General features: G+C 59.0%; 16 protein-coding genes. 11 read left to right on the top strand and 5 right to left on the bottom strand.

The genetic code is table 11. From position 1 onward, the window contains the following. Nucleotides 1–66: 66 nt before the first annotated feature. The 4 genes from DW645_RS02845 (at nt 67) to DW645_RS02860 (ending at nt 5,638) form a co-directional block, all read left to right on the top strand. Entirely contained in the window at nt 67–1,302 is a 1,236-nt protein-coding gene (locus DW645_RS02845; RefSeq protein WP_118226192.1) for a glycoside hydrolase family 105 protein, read from the top strand. A gap of 2 nt (nt 1,303–1,304) precedes the next feature. Then, on the top strand, nt 1,305–2,222 hold the full coding sequence (locus tag DW645_RS02850; RefSeq protein ID WP_118226194.1) for a sugar phosphate isomerase/epimerase: 918 nt from the start codon (nt 1,305–1,307) through the stop codon (nt 2,220–2,222). Nucleotides 2,223–2,273: 51 nt separating this feature from the next. After that, nucleotides 2,274–3,491, top strand: a complete 1,218-nt coding sequence (locus DW645_RS02855) for an FAD-dependent oxidoreductase (protein ID WP_118226196.1) — start codon at nt 2,274–2,276, stop codon at nt 3,489–3,491. Between the two features lie 197 nt (nt 3,492–3,688). Further along, nucleotides 3,689–5,638 (top strand): NAD(P)/FAD-dependent oxidoreductase, encoded by a 1,950-nt coding sequence (locus tag DW645_RS02860; RefSeq protein WP_118226198.1) that lies wholly within the window; start codon nt 3,689–3,691, stop codon nt 5,636–5,638. Nucleotides 5,639–5,779: 141 nt separating this feature from the next. Here DW645_RS02860 and DW645_RS02865 read toward each other — a convergent pair whose 3' ends face one another. Together DW645_RS02865 and DW645_RS02870 are read right to left on the bottom strand one after the other, a co-directional pair. Then, on the bottom strand, nt 5,780–6,421 hold the full coding sequence (locus DW645_RS02865; RefSeq protein WP_117563655.1) for an RpiB/LacA/LacB family sugar-phosphate isomerase: 642 nt from the start codon (nt 6,419–6,421) through the stop codon (nt 5,780–5,782). A 30-nt stretch (nt 6,422–6,451) separates the two neighbouring features. Then, on the bottom strand, nt 6,452–7,261 hold the full coding sequence (locus DW645_RS02870; protein WP_118226200.1) for a gluconate 5-dehydrogenase: 810 nt from the start codon (nt 7,259–7,261) through the stop codon (nt 6,452–6,454). A gap of 388 nt (nt 7,262–7,649) precedes the next feature. Between DW645_RS02870 and DW645_RS02875 the strand changes: the two genes are divergently transcribed. Together DW645_RS02875 and DW645_RS02880 are read left to right on the top strand one after the other, a co-directional pair. Next, nucleotides 7,650–8,342: a GntR family transcriptional regulator gene (locus DW645_RS02875; protein WP_118226202.1), complete on the top strand. Its 693-nt coding sequence runs from the start codon at nt 7,650–7,652 to the stop codon at nt 8,340–8,342. A 290-nt stretch (nt 8,343–8,632) separates the two neighbouring features. Further along, on the top strand, nt 8,633–9,886 hold the full coding sequence (locus DW645_RS02880; protein ID WP_158568662.1) for an ATP-binding protein: 1,254 nt from the start codon (nt 8,633–8,635) through the stop codon (nt 9,884–9,886). A gap of 156 nt (nt 9,887–10,042) precedes the next feature. Here the strand turns inward: DW645_RS02880 and DW645_RS02885 are convergent, their stop codons facing one another. From DW645_RS02885 to DW645_RS02895, 3 genes are all read right to left on the bottom strand, one after another. Next, nucleotides 10,043–10,720, bottom strand: coding sequence for a YitT family protein (locus DW645_RS02885; RefSeq protein WP_118226206.1), 678 nt, complete (start codon nt 10,718–10,720; stop codon nt 10,043–10,045). A gap of 369 nt (nt 10,721–11,089) precedes the next feature. Beyond that, nucleotides 11,090–11,731: a bifunctional 4-hydroxy-2-oxoglutarate aldolase/2-dehydro-3-deoxy-phosphogluconate aldolase gene (gene eda, locus DW645_RS02890; RefSeq protein WP_118226208.1), complete on the bottom strand. Its 642-nt coding sequence runs from the start codon at nt 11,729–11,731 to the stop codon at nt 11,090–11,092. Between the two features lie 253 nt (nt 11,732–11,984). Next, on the bottom strand, nt 11,985–13,019 hold the full coding sequence (locus DW645_RS02895) for a sugar kinase (protein ID WP_118226210.1): 1,035 nt from the start codon (nt 13,017–13,019) through the stop codon (nt 11,985–11,987). Nucleotides 13,020–13,253: 234 nt separating this feature from the next. On the opposite strand from DW645_RS02895, the gene DW645_RS02900 reads away from it, so the two are divergent. The 5 genes from DW645_RS02900 (at nt 13,254) to DW645_RS02920 (ending at nt 18,115) form a co-directional block, all read left to right on the top strand. Continuing rightward, on the top strand, nt 13,254–14,276 hold the full coding sequence (locus tag DW645_RS02900) for a LacI family DNA-binding transcriptional regulator (protein ID WP_158568663.1): 1,023 nt from the start codon (nt 13,254–13,256) through the stop codon (nt 14,274–14,276). Between the two features lie 134 nt (nt 14,277–14,410). Beyond that, nucleotides 14,411–15,748 carry a glutamine synthetase family protein gene (locus DW645_RS02905; protein ID WP_118226214.1) on the top strand — a complete coding sequence of 446 codons (1,338 nt, stop codon included), beginning with the start codon at nt 14,411–14,413 and terminating at the stop codon, nt 15,746–15,748. Between the two features lie 50 nt (nt 15,749–15,798). After that, a complete protein-coding gene (locus DW645_RS02910; RefSeq protein ID WP_118226216.1) occupies nt 15,799–16,461 on the top strand; it encodes a response regulator transcription factor in 663 nt (220 codons plus the stop codon). A gap of 183 nt (nt 16,462–16,644) precedes the next feature. After that, nucleotides 16,645–17,772, top strand: coding sequence for a hypothetical protein (locus tag DW645_RS02915; RefSeq protein WP_118226217.1), 1,128 nt, complete (start codon nt 16,645–16,647; stop codon nt 17,770–17,772). Then, a complete protein-coding gene (locus tag DW645_RS02920; RefSeq protein ID WP_118226219.1) occupies nt 17,762–18,115 on the top strand; it encodes a hypothetical protein in 354 nt (117 codons plus the stop codon). The genes DW645_RS02915 and DW645_RS02920 overlap by 11 nt, the downstream gene beginning before the upstream one ends. Nucleotides 18,116–18,133 lie beyond the last annotated feature (18 nt).

Genomic DNA, 18,133 nt, shown 5'->3' on the forward strand with positions numbered 1-18,133 from the left:
TATAATCCCCGTTCGCGTTACACTAGGGGAAACGTTCACCCATCAATAACGTCAGAGGGGACAGCAATGGGTTGCAATCAGATTCTGGACCGTTATATCGAGCAGTTGATCGAGACCTCTACGCCTCAGGCGCCGGCCTGGAATATCGAAAAGCTTCGCGCCGGCAAGGAGAACACCTGGAATTACATTGACGGCTGCATGATCAAGGCACTCATCGAGCTGTACGAGATCACCGGCGAGCAGCGTTACCTGACCTTCGCCGACGACTATATCGACTTCTTTGTCCAGGATGACGGCACCATCAAGCATTACGATCCCCAGGAGTACAACCTCGACAACGTCAACGCGGGCAAAACCCTCTACAAACTCTATGACCTGGTGGGCAAGCCCAAGTACCGTGCCGCCATGGATACCATCTATCGTCAGCTCGAAACCCAGCCGCGTACCAAAGAGGGTGTGTTTTGGCACAAGGCCGTCTACCCCAACCAGATCTGGCTCGACGGCATGTACATGGCGCAGCCGTTCTACATGCAGTACGAGCTGAGCTTCCACAACCGCCGTGCCTGCTCGGATAGCTTCCATATGTTCCAAGTGGTGCACGATTTGATGCGCAACCCCCTCAACGGCCTGTACTATCACGCCTACGACGCGAGCCGCAAGCAGTTCTGGTGCGATCCCGTCACCGGCCTTTCGGCCAACTTCTGGCTGCGCGCCGAGGGCTGGTTCGCCATGGCGCTCATCGATACCTGGGAGCTCATGCCGCCCTCGATGTCGGCCGAGAAGGACGAGATCCGCAAGATGTTCCACGACCTGATCGACGCCATGCTGCCGTATCAGGACGAGAAGACCGGCATGTGGCACCAGGTCATCAACCTGCCCAATATCGCCCCCAACTATCTGGAGGAGTCGGGCAGCGCCATCTTTGCCAACGCCATCATGAAGGGCGTGCGCCTGGGCGTGCTGGGCGAGCGCTACTACCAGTACGGCCGCCGTGCGTTTGACGGCATCTGCGACACGTGCCTGTCCGAGCGCGAAGGACAGCTGGCGCTCGACAACATCTGCCTGGTGGCGGGTCTTGGCAACACCGCGCACCGCGAGGGCACGTTTGGCTACTACATGAGCGAGCCCGTCGTCAAAAACGACGCGAAGGGCGTGGCGCCGCTGGTGCTCGCCTATATCGAGACCATGCATCATGACAAGTTGGCCGGTAAGCGCGATCCGCTCGCCCCTTCGGGCGTGTGCTCCATCGATGACCCGTTTGGCGGCTACACGCCGGGCATCAATGCGTGCAAGGAGGTCTAGGCATGGCGCAGTCAAAAGGCGCACTGAGCGTCGGCGTGCGCCTGCACGACCTGCCCGAGGGTACGGTCGAGGAGCGCATTCGCATGGCGGGCAAACTGGGTTTCTCATGCATTCAGCTGCCGAGCAAAGTACTCTACAAGTCCTTTGGCATTAACCGTTCCGGCCTTACGCACGAACTCGCCGACCATCTGCGCGAGGTGCTCGACACCAACGGCGTGCAGGTGGCGGTGCTCGGCTGCTATAAAAACCTGGCAACGCCCGATCAGAATCAACTGGTGGATACCTATGCCGAGTACGAGGCGTGCCTGAGGTTCGCGCGCTGGCTTGGGGGCTGTCCGGTGGGGACCGAGACGGGGCGCCCTAACGCGCAGAACAAGATGGCCGATGACCGTTTTTCGGCCGCTGCGCTCGATGCGTTTTGCAAAGGACTCGCACGCGTGTGCTCGATGGCCGAAAAAGAGGGCGGCGAGCTTCTGATCGAGCCCGGTTGGAATGAGATCGTCAATACGCCCGAGCGCTGCCGCGAGGTTCTGGAGCGCGTTTCGAGCACCGCACTCGGCGTGATCTACGATCCGGTGTCGCTACTGCATCCCACGATTGTCGGTGAGGCTTCCGAGCAGGTGTCGCGCATGTTGCACTTGTGCGGCAGCAAGATTCGCGTGCTGCATGCCAAGGACTACGAGATCGTAGACAACGAGGACCAGGATGGCTGGTGTGATGGCTCGGGCTCTCGTTTGGTATGCCACGGCGCCTGTACGTGCGGAAACTTTGATTTTGAGGCTATTGCCGCTTGGGCCGCGGCCGCGCGACCGGGCATTATGACCGTTATCGAGAACAGCACACCGTCCACGGTCGAGCGTTCGCGCGACGAGCTGCTGCGCATGGGGCACAGCGTGATGTGCGAGCACGTGATTCTGTAACAAAGCAGGCTGGGCGAAAGAGATTGCCGCAGAGGTCAAAGAGGGGTACCGATGGCTATTCATATTGTTGAGGAAGCGAACCGCTGCCTAGGTTGCAAAAAGGCGTTCTGTCAGCTTAAAGGCTGCCCGGTTCAGACGCCTATCCCGCAGATCATTGATCTGTTCAAGCAGCGCCGGCTTCAGGAGGCGGGTGAGCTGCTGTTCCAGAACAACCCCATGAGCGCGGTCTGTTCCATGATCTGCAACCATTCGGGCCAGTGCGAGGGCGCGTGCATCCAGGGCCGCAAGGGCGCGCCGGTGCATTTCTCGAGCATCGAGAACTATATCTCGACAGCGTATTTGGATCGCAAGGAGTGGAAGCCGGCGCCGTCGTGCGGCAAGCAGGTTGCCGTGGTCGGTTCCGGTCCTGCCGGCATTACCGTGGCCATTAAGATGGCCCAGCTGGGCTGTGCCGTCACGGTGTTTGAGCAGCGCCCCGAGATCGGCGGCGTGCTGGAGTACGGCATCCCCGAGTTTCGCCTGCCCCGTGCTCTCGTGCAAAAGTACCGCCACGTGATGTGCTCGCTTGGCGTACGCGTCCGTCCCTCGACCACCATTGGCGGCGCGCTGCATATCGACGACCTGCTGCGCGACGGCTACGATGCGGTCTTTGTCGGTACCGGTACCTGGCGCGCCCGCAAGCTGGGTATTCCCGGCGAGTCGCGTGGCAACGTACTGTTTGGTATCGATTACCTGGTCGATCCCACGAGCGTGGCGATCGGTCAGAACGTGGCGGTTATCGGCGCCGGCAACGTGGCCATGGATGTTGCCCGCACGGCCCTGCGCTCGGGTGCTCGCAAGGTTACCGTGTATGCCCGATCGCGCCATATCTCGGCCATCGATGACGAGGTGGAGCTGACCGAGCTTGACGGTGCCGAGATCGTGCGCGGCAAGGCGATCTGCGCCATCGACGATAACGGTCCGGTGTTCGAGACGGCTATCTTTGACGAGGACGACAACGTGGTGGGCTACGAGGAAGAGCTCGACCATGTGTCTGCCGACACCGTGGTGATCGCGGCCTCGCAGGTGCCCAAGGACAAGCTGGTGCTTACGACGGGCGGTCTGGAGACCGACCATCGCGGCCTTCTTTCGGTCGATGAGCACGGCATGACCACCGTGCCGGGCGTCTTTGCCGCCGGCGACGTGGTCAACGGCCCGCTCACCGTGGTTCATGCCGTAGCCGGCGCCAAGCTCGCCGTCGAAGGCATGACCAGCTACCTGGGCCTCTAATACATACCAACCATCAGTTGCGGTGGAATACGGACTGTTTTGGCTGTCAGAAGCCTCATCTACTCCGTATTCCACCGCAGCTTTTTTAGGGTCGGGATTGAAGATGAAGAGTGCGAGCGAGTGCGGATACGGCAGTTGCTGATACGATAAGTAAGTTAGCAACTGCCGCCGAGCGGCTCAAACGAAAGGAACCCTGTATGGAGTCCTCCGCCTATCCAATGCTCTTTAGCCCGATCAAGGTCGGTACGACCGAGGTCAAGAACCGCGTCTTTATGCCGCCGGTGTCCACCAACCTGGCCGATCATGGCTATGTGACTGACGACTTGGTCGATCACTACCGTGCCCGCGCCAAGGGCGGTGTGGGCCTGATCATCACCGAGGTCGTGACGGTCGAGCCCACCTATACCTATCTGCCGGGCGACATGTGCTGCTACGATGACACGTTCATCTCTGGCTGGGAAAAGCTCGCCGCGGCCGTCCACGAGTATGGCTGCAAGATCATGCCGCAGCTCTTCCACCCCGCCTACATGGCCTTTAACATTCCGGGCACGCCGCGCCTGATCGCTCCGTCCTTTGTGGGTCCGTCCTATGCCCGCGAGGCGCCGCGCCCTATCACGGTCGGTGAGATCCACGAGCTCACGCATCAGTTTGGTGACGCTGCTGTGCGCATGCAGAAGGCCGGTGTCGACGGCGTCGAGGTCCATGCGGCACACGCCCACGGCATGCTCGGCGGCTTTTTGACCCCGCTCTATAACAAGCGCACCGACGAGTACGGTGGCTCGCTCGACGCCCGCATGCGCTTCCTGCTCGAGGTCATCGCCGAGATTCGCGAGCGCTGTGGCAAGGACTTCATTATCGACGTCCGTATCTCGGGCGACGAGTACACCGATGGCGGCTTGACCCTCAACGACATGATCTACGTCTCGCGCCGCCTGGAGAAGGCCGGCGTCGACATGATCCATGTGTCGGGCGGCACCACCATCAAGCGCGGCTCTGCAATTCCCGCTGCTGGCACGCAGCAGGCCTCGCACGCCGCCTGCTCGCGCGAGATCAAAAAGCATGTGAACATTCCCGTTGCCACGGTCGGCCGCATCAACGAGGCATGGATTGCCGAGGAGCTGATCGAGGACGGCGCCGCCGACATCTGCATGATGGGCCGCGCCAACCTGTGCGATGCCGAGTTCTGCAACAAAGCGGCTGCCGGCAACGCCGACGAGATCCGTCCCTGCATCGGCTGCCTGCGCTGCCTGAACGGCATCATGTTTGGCAAGCGCATCTCCTGCACCGTCAACCCGGACGTGGAGCGCGACGAGGCCGGCTACGAGCCTGCCGCCGAGGCGAAGAACGTGCTCGTCGTGGGCGCCGGTCCCGCGGGCATGGAGGCGGCCTACATTGCCGCCAAGCGCGGCCATAACGTGGTGCTCGTGGACAAGCAGGACGAGCCGGGTGGCGAGATGCGCATCGCGGCAGTTCCGCCGGCAAAGCAGGAGCTCACGCGCGTGATCAAGTATCAGTACCGTCGCCTGGCCGAGGCCGGTGTCACGTGTGTCTTTGGTACCGAGCTTTCGGCCGAGGACATCCAGCGCGATTACGCGGGCTACGAGGTTGTCCTGGCTTATGGCGCCGAGCCCATCGCTCCGGCTTTTATGCAGGGCTTTAAGCAAGTTATGACGGCTGACGACCTGCTGGGCGGCAAGGCTTTCCCGGGCAAGAAGATCGTCATCGTGGGCGGCGGCACCGTCGGCTGCGAGACGGCCGATTACCTGGCCCCGTTGGTCAACGACCTGTCGCCGGCCAATCGCGACGTCACCGTCATCGAGATGACCAAGACGCTTGCCGCTAACGAGGGCGGCGCCGGTCGCGCGGTGCTCATCACGCGCATGCTCTCCAAGGGCGTTCACGTGCTGACCGAGGCCAAGGTGACCGAGATTACCGAGGACGCCATCAGCTACGAGAAGGACGGCGAAGTCCATACCATCGCCGACGCCGATACGCTGGTGCTTGCCATGGGTTACCGTCCCAATACCAAGCTTGCCGACGACCTTGCCGCTGCCGGTGTCTCCACCCACGTGCTGGGCGATGCCCAGAAGTGCGGCAACATCCGCGACGCCATCGGCGACGGCTACAAGGTCGCCTGCGAGCTGTAGGCTCTTGGCAAATAGGGGAGCGGCCGCCTTGCGGTGGCTCAAGCGATAGCCAATCAAATAAGGCGCCGCGACACATAGATTGTCGCGGCGCCTTTTGTCTGGCGGCTTGTTGGGGGGGGGCGGTGCGCCCCGTGGGCCTTACTACAGCCCCAAGAGCTCCTTGACCTTGGCGATGATGGCCTCGTCGGTGGCGTTGGCAAAGAAGTACTCCTGGAAGTGCTCGCCGGCAAGTGCGCCCTTCACCAGGTCCTGATCGATCTCGCCCAGGACGTCGACGAGCGGACGCATGGTCACAGCGCGCACGCCATCGAGGATCTTCTTGTTGCGCTGCTCGGGCTCAACGCGCTCGGCGGGGTAGCCGTTACCCGAACCAAAGCCAAAGAGCTTCTCGAAGGTGTACTCGAGGTTGAGCTCCTGGCCCCAGCCGTTCTTGAGCGCGAAGGGCATGGCGACGGCGTTGCCATCGTTGACCTGGGCAAAGGTGTAGGCATCCAGCGGGTCGGCAACGTGGCCGCACAGCACGCCGGGGAAGGAGTTGCAGGCGAGCATGGCGCCCTCGCCGGTGCCGCAACCGGTCACGACGTAGTCGGCAGCGCCGGAGTTGAGCAGCACGGCGGCAAGAATGCCGTTCTGCACGTAGGTGAGAGGCTTGGAGTCGGCGTCGGCATACATGCCATAGTTAAAGACGGTGTGCCCCATGGGCTCGACAACCTTCTTAAGGGCAGCCTCGATCATGGGGTTCTTGGAGTTCTGAGAATTCTCATTAATCAGAGCGATCTTCATTTGAGTTAACCTTTCAGTTTTTCAGTTTTCTTACTGCGGTTGCTTGCCGATGTAGGCCAGGATGCCGCCATCGACGTACAGAATGTGCCCGTTGACAAAGTTCGAAGCGTCGGAAGCCAGGAACACGGCGGGACCCTTAAGGTCCTCGGGCGTGCCCCAACGGGCTGCCGGCGTCTTGGCAATGATGAACTGGTCAAACGGGTGACGGCTGCCGTCGGGCTGCGTCTCGCGCAGCGGTGCGGTCTGCGGCGTGGCGATATAGCCGGGCCCAATGCCGTTGCACTGGATATTGGCCTCGCCAAACTCGGAGCAGATGTTCTTGGTGAGCATCTTGAGTCCGCCCTTGGCGGCGGCATAGCCAGCGATGGTCTCGCGACCCAGCTCGCTCATCATCGAGCAGATATTGATGATCTTGCCGTGGCCCTTGGCGATCATGCCGGGCAGGCAGGCCTTGGACACGATAAACGGTGCGTTGAGGTCGATATCGATGACGCGGCGGAAGTCCTCGGCGCTCATGTCGAGCATCGGGGTGCGCTGGATCACGCCGGCGTTGTTGGCCAGGATGTCGGGCGTGGTGCCAAAATCGGCCTCGATCTTGGCGATGAGCTCGGCGACGACAGTCTCGTCGGTGACGTCGGCAACATAGCCGTGCGCATCAAAGCCCAGCTCGCGGTAGTGCTTCTCGGCCTCGGCGACCTTGTCGGCGTGACGGGCGTTAAAGGCAATCTTGGCCCCGGCCTCACCGAGCGCCTCGGCAATGGCCATGCCAATACCGTAGGTGGCACCGGTCACGAGCGCGACTTTGCCATCTAGGCGGAAGCTGTCCATTAGATCAGACATAGCAATCCTTCCTAAAGAAACGTTCATCTTTATGAGTCCTACTTCTAATACAAGCTCAGTATAGGAGAAGCAGAGGAATTTACTCGCAGCTTTTCCTAGAATCAGGTGAACGTTCACTTTTAAAAGGCGAACGGTTGTGGCCGATTGTCGCGATGCCCGCCATTCGCTCTGTGCCTGTGCACTCTCCGCAATCATGTTGCGGTTGTAGGGCAGGTGCAAACACATCGCATCGTGTGCCGCGGTGGGCTTGCGCGCTTTGTGCCATGCTTGCCATCTGCGGATCGAAGGGGAGGCGACATGCTCATAACCTGTGCGGGGAGCGCCGCAGGATGCGATAGTATTACGTGGAGAGATATTCGACAAACCGTGGGCTTCATCCGAGGGCTTTATGGAACAACACCAGCATTATCAGAGCCTGCAAGACCAGGCATACAACGCATTGCGCTCCAAGATCATCTATGCCGAGCTCAGGCCCGGCACGCGCCTTTCGGCGATTGGTCTGGAAAAGGAGACGGGAATCGGGCGCACGCCCATTCGCGAGTCCTTTGTGCGCCTGCGTGAGCAGGAGCTGGTGGAAACGCGTCCCAAGAGCGGCACCTACGTCTCTAAGATCAGCATGGAACACGCCGAGAATGCCTGTTTCTTGCGCGAGAAACTCGAAAGAAGCGTACTCATAAAATGCTGTTCGGCCGCTTCGTCCGAGCAAAAGCATCGGCTCGAGCAGATTCTTGCCGAGTCCGAGTCGCTCGACCATAGCGAAACGCGTCGTTTCTTTGACCTGGACAACCTGTTCCATGAGACGTGTTTTGAGATCGCCGGCCGCCATATGTTGTGGGATTGGATGAAGAGCGTCAATACGCACTTTGAGCGATACAACTGGTTGCGTATGGTGTCGCAGGACCTAGATTGGGAGCCAATTCGTCGACAGCATCGCCGGATTCTCGAGGCCATTAAGAGGGGCGATACCGACACGGCGAGCTATCTGGCGGAGACGCACTTGCACCTGATGCCCGAGGAGCAGGGCCCGGTTATCGCCCTGCATCCCGACTATTTTGAGCTGTCCAAAGACTCGGCCATCTAATCGTCTCCCCCATAAGTCGCGATGAAATAGGGGTTGTTGTGCTGCCCAGGTGGTGCAGACGCCCCTCCCAGTTCACTCACGAGCTCGGGGCCTTTTTCGTCCGGATTGTTGACGTATTGCCGAACGAAAATAGTTTGCGTTTGGTAATAAGCGTACGAAAGCGCAGTTTCCATTCTCATTTCGGACGCAAATCAAGACGCAAACCATTTGCGTCGTGGATAAATCAGTACGCAAACGGTTTTCGTCTTATAATACGGTCATGAATGGTACGAAACGAAGAGGTTGGGCGTATGGTTGTTAGAGAGAGCCCTACAGTCGAATACAAGGAAAGCGTTACGCCGACGTTTCTTAAAACGGTTAGCGCTTATGCAAACTACGGGACGGGCAAGATTGAGTTTGGCGTTGATGACGAGGGCGTGGCTGTCGGCCTTGCAGATCCGGTCGCAGAGTGTCTCCGCATTGAGAACATGATTAATGACAGCTTGGATCCCGCTCCCCGTTACACGCTCGACCCCGATGAGAAACACGGGACCGTAATCCTTACGGTTTATGAGGGACAGGACAAACCCTATCGAAGCAAGGGAAAGGCCTACAGGCGAAACGATTCGGCAACGGTGGAGGTCGACCGGTTTGAGTATGGCAGGTTGACGCTCGAAGGCAGCAACGTAACGTTCGACGCGCTCACGTCGACTCGCCAGGGCTTGAGTTTTTGCACGCTCGAGCAAAAGTGTGTTGAACATCTCGGCATTTCCGAGCTAACGCCGGATATTATGCGCACGCTTCGCTTGCTCGGCAAGGACGGCTATACCAACGCTGCGGCGATTTTGGCGGATAAGAATGATTTTCCTGGCATCGACTGCGTCCGTTTTGGTGATACCGAGGATGTGATCTTGGATCGTGAGTCGGCGACAAATGTATCCGCAATTGAACAGGTGGACAGGGCGGTGGCTATGTTTGCACGCTACTACCGTTATGAACGTATCGAAGGGATGGAACGCGTCCAAACCGATCGAATTCCTCTCGAGGCGTTTCGCGAAGCCGTTGCAAACGCTTTGGTGCATCGGACGTGGGACGTTCGAGCGAATGTTCAAATTGCCCTGTACGACGATCGCGTCGTTGTCACTTCGCCCGGATCGCTGCCTGCCGGTTTGACGACGGAACAATACCTGTATGGGCAGATATCCGTGCCCAGAAACCCAATTGTCGCCGAGGTCTTTTTAAAGCTGGATTACATCGAGAAATTTGGCACGGGAATCGCGCGAATCAGGCGTGCGTATCGAGATTCTTTAAGCCGACCGGTATTTGATGTTCGCGGCGGCATGGTGACCGTCACATTGCCCGTTATCGATGCCTTTGAGGGGTCTGAGGAAGAGGCCCAGGTTCTCAAGGCTTTGTCGGTCGGACGAATAATGTCGCGGGGCGAGATTGAGCAGCAGACGGGGTTGAGCCGCGCGCGTGCGTTGACGGCGCTTGAATCACTGATTGGGCGGAACGTGGTTGTAAAGCGGGGAACTGGGCGTTCCACGAAATACGAGCGCGCATAGGCCAAAAGAACCATATTGCAAGACAGGCCCCAAGCCTTTGCCCGCTTGAGGCCTGTTGTATGTTGGCTGGCAGCGGTCGATTTATAGCAAGATATAGCAACGTTAGTGAGATATAGCAACGTATAGCGCTGTTCGCGGGTTCTTACGGTGGTGCTATTATCCGAATGCCGCGCGGATAAAGTGCTGGGCGAAGAGCTTGTTGGCGACGTTGATGACGTGGCCCAAGAACAGCGCCGAGATGGCTGTGGTCACGCCAAAGCCGCCTAGGTTGTGCATGAGCGCGAGCGACAGAATGAGGGACACGGCGACATGTGAGCAGTCGAACACGACTTTTACGTCGCCAAAGCGGCGTTTAAGCTTTTCGGCAATGACCTGCACCAAGCCGTCGGGCGCGTTGGGGACAACGCCCATGTTGACGACGAGACTTACGCCAAATGCGGTGACAGCGAGGGAGAGCAGCATGGTCGCAACCTGTGCGGGGAGTGCCGTGGGATGCAGTTGGTTGACCGCCATGAAGAAATCGGTGAAGCCGCCGATGAGCGTCGAGAAAAAGATTTCGAGAAGAATGCGAAGTTGAAACTCGCGGCGGAGGATAACAACCTGCGCGGCGATGTAAGCAACGTAGGTCGCAATGATCCAAAAACCGAGTGTTTTGCCGGTGAGCATGGACAGAGTTGTGGCGAAGCAGGTGAGCGCTGCCACCCCAAGCCCCGATGCTGTCTGGATGCTCATGCCGAGTGCCAAAATGGCAACGCCGGCAAGATACATGAGCATCCTGATGACTGTGTGGAACCAATCTATATTCTCGCCATTCATTACGATGAGCGGCCGCATGTCGTGACCTTCCTTTCGGAATTTGGGAGATGCAGTAAAGGCTGCGGCGCCGCTTGGAAGAAAAGACCGGAAGCAAGGGTCCATTCCCCCAGACGGCGCCGCAGCTGTTTAGGTGACATGGTTTTTGTCGCAGCGGCCTAGTCGGGCGCGGCTGCCAGCCGCGTAAACAAAGCGGCTCGGGGGCGTGTCGCTTCCGTCACGTTCTATCAGCATACAAGACGGTTTCGGTTCTTGTTCGTGACGGAAACGGCGCGCTTCCGAGCCGTTTTAAAGGGGCGCGGCCTCGGTCGCGCCCCCACGATAGAGAGCGAGTCAAGCGGGGAAGTCAAGCAGAAAATCCACCATTTCACCCCGTCTCAGGCGGCAGGGTTAGCCGCGGACCTTCTTGACGACGTCCATGGCCTTGCGGGCGATCTGCTCGACCTTGGAGAAGTCGCCGTCGGCGAACAGGGTGGGCTTGACCATCCAGGTGCCACCGCAGGCGATGATGGCGGAGGAGCTCAGGTACTCCTCGACGTTGGCAGTGTTCACGCCGCCGGTGGGCATAAAGCGATGGCCGACAAACGGAGCAGCGAGGGCCTTGATGGTGTTGAGGCCGCCATACTGAGCCGCGGGGAAGAATTTGGTGACCTTGAGGCCCAGGTTCTCGGCGGCGGTGACCTCGGAGGGGGTCACGGTGCCGGGCAGCACGGGCAGGTCGATGTCGATGCAGTGTTTCACGACGTCCTCGTTGTAACCCGGGGAGACGATGAACTTGGCACCGGCGGCGCGGGCCTGCTCAACCTGCTCGACGGTCAGGACAGTGCCGGCGCCAACGCACATCTCGGGCTCGGCCTCGGCCATGGCGGCGATGCACTCGGCGGCGCAAGCGGTGCGGAAGGTGACCTCGGCGGACTTCATGCCGGCTGCCATAAGGGCGTGAGCGAGGAGGGCGGCATCCTCGACCTTGTCGAGCACGACGACCGGGACGATGCCCAGGGATTCAAGCGTGGTGTAGAACTGATCGAACATGATGTTCCTTTCGATGTGCGGCGTATGCGGGCGCATGATTGCTAAATGTGCTGGTCAAGAGCCGGTTTTGGATTGGTTATCGGAGGCACTGCTTGGGGTTCAAGCAATTCCAAAACCGGCTGCGCGACCAGTCGTATAGGGAATGCCGGGCAAAACCGGAATGGGACTGGTGGTTTTGCCCGACCGGAAAGATCGGGGAGCGGGCCGCAGGGGTATGGGTATGGAAAGCTGCGGCCCGCGGAATGGAGACGGCTTAGCGCGCAACGCGAGTGCCACCGTCGGCGGCGTTGGCGACGGTGGCGATCTCGTCTGCGGTCACCAAGTTGGAATCGCCCTTGATGGTGAGCTTGAGGATCGAGGCCGCAATGGCGTAGTTGACGGCAGCCTGCGGGTCAAAGTCGTTGATGAGGGCATGGACGAGTCCGGCGTTGAAAGCATCGCCGGCGGCAACGCCCTCGAGCACGTGCACGTCGTGAGCAGGGGAGAACCAGTGCTCGCCGCTCTCGGCGTCAAAGAGCATGCCCATCCAGATGGAGCGCTCGACGCAGGAGATGTTGCGGACGACCGAGGCGACCTTCTTGCAACCGTACTCGGCGCAGATCTGACGGGCCATCTCGACGTAGGTGTCGCGTTCCTCGATGCCGTGGGCAAGTGAACCGGAGACGCAGGTCATGCCGAGACCGGCGGGTGCGTCCTCGTCGTTGGCGATGCAGATGTCGACGAGTGGCAGGAGCTCCTTCATGGTTGCCTGCGACTTCTCGGGCGACCACATCTTGCCGCGATAGTTCACGTCGCACACAGTGGTGATGCCCTTGGCGCGGCAAGCGGTGAGGGCATCCTTGCAGGCAGCGGCCATCTCGTCGGACACGGCGGGAGTCACGCCAGAGAAGTAGAAGACATCGACACCCTTGAGGATTTCGTCCCAATCAAAGACGTCGCGCTTGGCCATGTTGATGGCGGAATACTTGCGGTCGTAGACGCAGCCGTTGCCGCGCTGCGAGGCGCCAACCTCAAACACATAGGAGCCAAGACGGTCGCCCTGACGCACAACGCGCGTGGTGTCAACGTCGTAAACCTTGAGCGAACGCAGGGCGCACTCGCCCAGACGGTTGGCCGGGACAACGGAGACGTAAGCGGCTTTGTCGCCCTGATAGGCCAGGGAAAGCGCGGTGTTGGCCTCGGCGCCGCCGTAGCGGACATCAAACTCGGTCGCCTGCTCAATGCGCAGATGGTCTTTGGGCGAGAGCCTCATCATGATCTCGCCGAAGGTAAGAACCGTTTTACCCATGGTCGCGCAGCTCCTTCTTGCTCGTGCGTACACCTTTGATATGGCGTTGGCACGGAGGTGCCAAGACGGTAGGGTGCATCTTTGCACCTCCGTGCCAACGCTTGCCGAAATCGGTTTACGAAATCGGTTTCGTTTCGAGTTGTAGTATACTCACCTACAGCGTTTTGCAACCGAGATTTTTAAAAAATGCCTAAAATGGCTCAGACCGCCGACAATTGGGAAACGGGGTGCGCTATGGCGCAGATGAGAATCAAGGACATTGCCGCCGAGGCGGGCGTGAGCCCGGCCACGGTCTCGCGCTATCTCAACAACCGCCCCGGACAGATGACCGAGGAAACCCGTGCTCGCATCGCTGAGGTCATTGAGCGCACCGGCTATCGTCCGCGTGCCGCCGCGCGCAATCTGCGCAGCTCGCGCACCAACCTCATCGGCGTGATCCTGGCCGACATCGCCAATCCGTTCTCCAGCGCCATGCTCGAGGGCCTTTCCGCCAGCGCCGCCGCGCGCGGCTGCTCGCTCATGACGGCCATTAGCGGCAACGACCCTGCCAAGGAAGCAGAGTCGCTCACCAGGCTTATCGATGCCGGCGTGGACGGTCTGGTCGTCAATACCTGCGGCGGCAACGACGAGGCGATCGCCGCAGCCGCGGGGCGCCTGCCCGTCGTGCTGCTCGACCGCGACGTTGCCGCTGGTGGCATTGATCTGGTGACCTCCAACAACCGTGAGCTGGTCGCTGGCCTGGTAGACGCCTTGGCCGCTGCGGGCAGCGAACGTCTGTGCCTGCTCACCGAGGCAAGCGACGACAGCCCCGTGCGTCGCGAGCGCGCCGAGGCCTTTGCCGACGAGCTCTCGCGTCGCGGCCTGGCCGGCGAGGTCGTCACCCTGGCCGACGGCGGTGCCACGGGCGTTGGTCGCTTAGACGAGACTATTCGCGACAACGCAGGTAAAAAGCTCGGCCTTATCGCCGTCAACGGCTTGGTCTTCCTACGTCTGACCGAGGCGCTGGCACAGCTGGGACCTTCGTTGCCGGCTGGGCTCAAGATCGCGACATTTGACGATTACCCTTGGAACCATGTGCTCTTTGGCGGCGTGACCACGGCCGCGCAGGACACCCTCGCCATCGCCGAGCGCGTGGTCGAGCGTCTGTCCGAGCGCATCGATGTGGTCACCACCACGGTGGGCGAGGCCGCAAGGCTGGCTCCCAAGCGCATAGAGATCCCCGGCCGCATCGAACACCGCGCTTCGACCTCGCGCTAGCCGCTCGTTCGCAACGGCCTGCTCAAGCACGTTTTTTGAGCGCTTGATACGCTTTAACCCTGCGGAAACATTTTTCTGCGATAGTATCTGCGATATAGACCAGTCGAAACCCGCCCGAAAGAAAGGGGAGCGACATGAACCAGCAGAACATCGATTACGTACTCCGCTCCGTAGAGCAACGTGACATCCGCTTTGTTCGTCTGTGGTTTGTCGACATTCTCGGCCGCCTCAAGAACTTTGCCATTAGCCCCGAGGACCTCGAGGTCGCTTTTGAGGAGGGTATTGGCTTTGACGGCTCCGCCATCGAGGGCTTTGCCACGCCCGAGGAGGCCGACATGCTGGCGTTCCCCGATGCGTCGACCTTCCAGATCCTGCCGTGGCGCCCGAGCCACAACGGCGTCGCCCGCGTGTTCTGCGATGTGTGCACTCCCGATCGCAAGCCGTTTGCCGGCGACCCGCGCGATGCCCTGCGCCGCATGTTCCGCAAGGCTGAGAAGGCTGGCTATCTGCTCAACGTGGGCGCCGAGCTGGAGTACTACTACTTCCCCGACGAGCACACCCCCGAGCCGCTCGACAACGTGGGCTACTTCGATCTTTCGGTGAGCGATGCCGCTCGCGACCTGCGTCGCAACACGGTCCTCACGCTCGAGAAGATGTCCGTGCCCGTGGAGTACACCTTCCACGCCGCCGGCCGCTCGCAGCATGGCATGAGCCTGCGCCACGCCGAGGCCCTGAGCATGTCTGACGCCATCACCACGGCCAAACTCATCATTAAGCAGCAGGCCTACGAGAGCGGTTGCCACGCCTCCTTTATGCCCAAGCCGTTGGCGGGCGAGGACGGCAGTGCCATGTTCCTGTGCCAGTCGCTATTCGACCACGACGGCAACAACGTGTTTTGGGGCGAGGACGACGAGAAGTACCATCTCTCCGACGTCGCCAAGCACTATATGGCTGGCATCCTGGCGCATGCCCGCGAGATCAGCGCCATCACCAACCCCACGGTCAACTCGTACAAGCGCATCACGACGGGCGGCGACTCCGTGCCACAGTACGCCACGTGGGGCCTGCGCAACCGCGCGAGTATGGTCCGCATTCCGGTCTACAAGCCCGGCAAGCAGCTGTCCACGCGCATCGAGCTTCGCAGCCCCGACCCCATGGCCAATCCGTACCTGGTCAACGCCGTCACGCTGGCGGCTGGTCTGGACGGCATCGAGCGCAAGCTGGAGCTCCCGCCCGAGGCAACGGCCGAGACGCTCAAGCTTACCGACCGTCAGATGGTCGAGGCCGGCTACGCGCCGCTGCCGCGTTCGCTCAAAGAGGCGCTCGACGTGTTTGAGGACTCGCGGTTTATGAAGGATGCCCTCGGCGAGCACATCCACAGCTTCTTCCTCAAAAAGAAGCGCGACGAGTGGCATAAGTTTGAGTCTACGATCACCGAGTGGGAGATCAAGCACTACCTGGCGAACTCCTAATCGCGCTGGCTTGTTCCAGTACGATTGAGCTCATTTCTTTGGAGGCCGATATGTCCGAAAAGAGTGCCCTGTTCATGGCGCGCACGACGCGCTTCCACGAGTTTGCCCGCAGCTTGACGACTACCCTGGGTGTCGAGGTGAGCCTGGCAACCCCCGATTCGCCAACTGCGGCGCACGACTTTGACCTGCTGATTCTCGATTCAGATGGCATCCGCAGCGACCGCATCGATCAGATTGCCAAGTGGCTTGACGATCGTGGTGGCGTCCCCATGTTGGTGATCGTTGACGACGAGGCGCTCGGTACCTTGCGCCTGCCCAATCACGCGCATACCGACTTTGTATGCCCCACGGCGACACCCAACGAGCTCAAGGCTCGCGCGCAGCGCCTGATGGGCGAGGAGGAGACCGTCACCGCCGACGATGTACTCAATATCGATAACCTCGAGATTAACCTGGCTACCTACCAGGTGACACTCGATAACGAGCCCATCGACCTGACGCTGATGGAGTACTCGCTGCTGAGCTTTTTGGCGACGCACCCCAACCGCGCCTACAGCCGCGAGGTGCTGCTGCACCGCGTGTGGGGCTTTGAGTACTGCGGCGGCACGCGCACCGTCGACGTGCACATTCGACGCATCCGCTCCAAGGTGGGCCCGCAGATCGCGGCGCACATCACCACCGTTCGCGGCGTGGGCTATCTGTTTAAGGACTAGCAAGTAAATAGAGGAATGTGAGGGTACCGGAGATTTCTCCAGTACCCTTTTCTCGTTTAGGGCGAAAAAGAAGACCTTTCACCGATTTAAAGTGTGTCAGTAAAAACAATATCAAACGTATAGCACTATCTCACGAATATCATTTAGTTACCGTATCTCCCTACTGCACGGATGGAGGAAGAAATGCGTTATTCGAGAAAGGTGATTGTCGGATTCATAGTATTGCTTGCCGCCCTGATGTCTCCAAGGTTGGTTTTTGGAGACGACGACTTGGTTCGTGTCACACCGCAAATAGCTGTGGAGCAAGCGCAAGCTTTCTTTGATGACGTATCGGATGAGCCGGTGACCGCTTGTGACCCAGTAAAAATGGTGAATTCCGATGGGGAATCAATCGGGTATATCGTTCGCGCGAAGTGGGATGACGTTAACTATGGCTACGTCGTATTTGATTCAGAGCGATCTTGGTGGATCAGCGAATACTGCTTGGCTCCGAACGCCCCTATGCCCATTGAGAATACAAGCGATGAAATAGCCCTTCTCGCATCCCAAGATGACATCGTTGCTTTGAAATTTGACGAGCTGTCTTTTGGTATTGCAGATCTGGATAATAACGTTGTTTTAGATGAGAAGGGATGCCGGTCAACAGCGGTGTTTTCTGTGGGAAATAGCCGCAGCGGATCTCCAGGCAGGTTCGAGGATGTTTTCGTATTGCCCAAAGACCTGTATAAACAAGGATATGTCATTGACGCAAGTAAAACTATTTCAGGGATGATAATGCCTACACAATCAGAGGTTATTAAAGAAACGGGGACCTATGCTTGCGATGTGTCTGCGATGTTTGCGGTAAGCAGCCATTATGTAACGCTAAACCGGCTCAAATTGCCAGACTTATATCATGAGCTTTGGCAGTTATCGGGAACATCCGGCAAACCAAATAAGTCATTCGATCAAGCTACGGGCCTTTACTTTACCCAAGGAGAGACTCCATCTCCAAATGCTGCCCCGGCTATTAAGGAGTTCTGTGCTAGGCGCGGGAAAAGGCTTGAGACATCATTTGCCTGGTATCCATCTTGGGATTCTTTCAGGGCAACTGCAGATTCTGGAAATCTCAGTATCTTTTCTGGGACTCTCAGTTCAAGCCATGACGCTCATGCGATGGCTGTTGCGGGATATGTGGCTATGCATAATTCATATTCAAATGATAAGAAATATATGCTTGTTGTCTGGGATGGTTGGTTCAATCAGCTGCGTTTTCTTCCATATGACACAACGATTTATATATCGCATGAAGGGACGTATTGTGGAGAGTGACGGCGAAGATAATAGAAAGCGCATACGTAAAACGCTGGGGCTTCTTTGCGCATTTCTTGGGATATTGGTTGTCGCGGCCTATCAACCGAGCCCCTCGGTCGTCGGTGGAAAAGATGACGAACATATTTCAGTTGAAGTACAGACGCTGTCGGATATTCATAACGGACAATTTGAGGCTCTCGTGTCAAGCGGAGGGCGGAAAGAGATTGATATCCGTAGTTACTTTAATACCGGAACTGCTTCAGGGCTGAAGGCGGGAGAGAAATGGATTCTATTCTTCGCAAGTGATGCCAATTTAGAAGAGGAAACTTTGCATCCCTACTATATGGAAAAAGTTAACTAAATCGGTGAGGAGCGAGAG

This window comes from Collinsella sp. AM23-17, assembly GCF_003470945.1.
GTDB classification, from domain to species: domain Bacteria; phylum Actinomycetota; class Coriobacteriia; order Coriobacteriales; family Coriobacteriaceae; genus Collinsella; species Collinsella aerofaciens_O.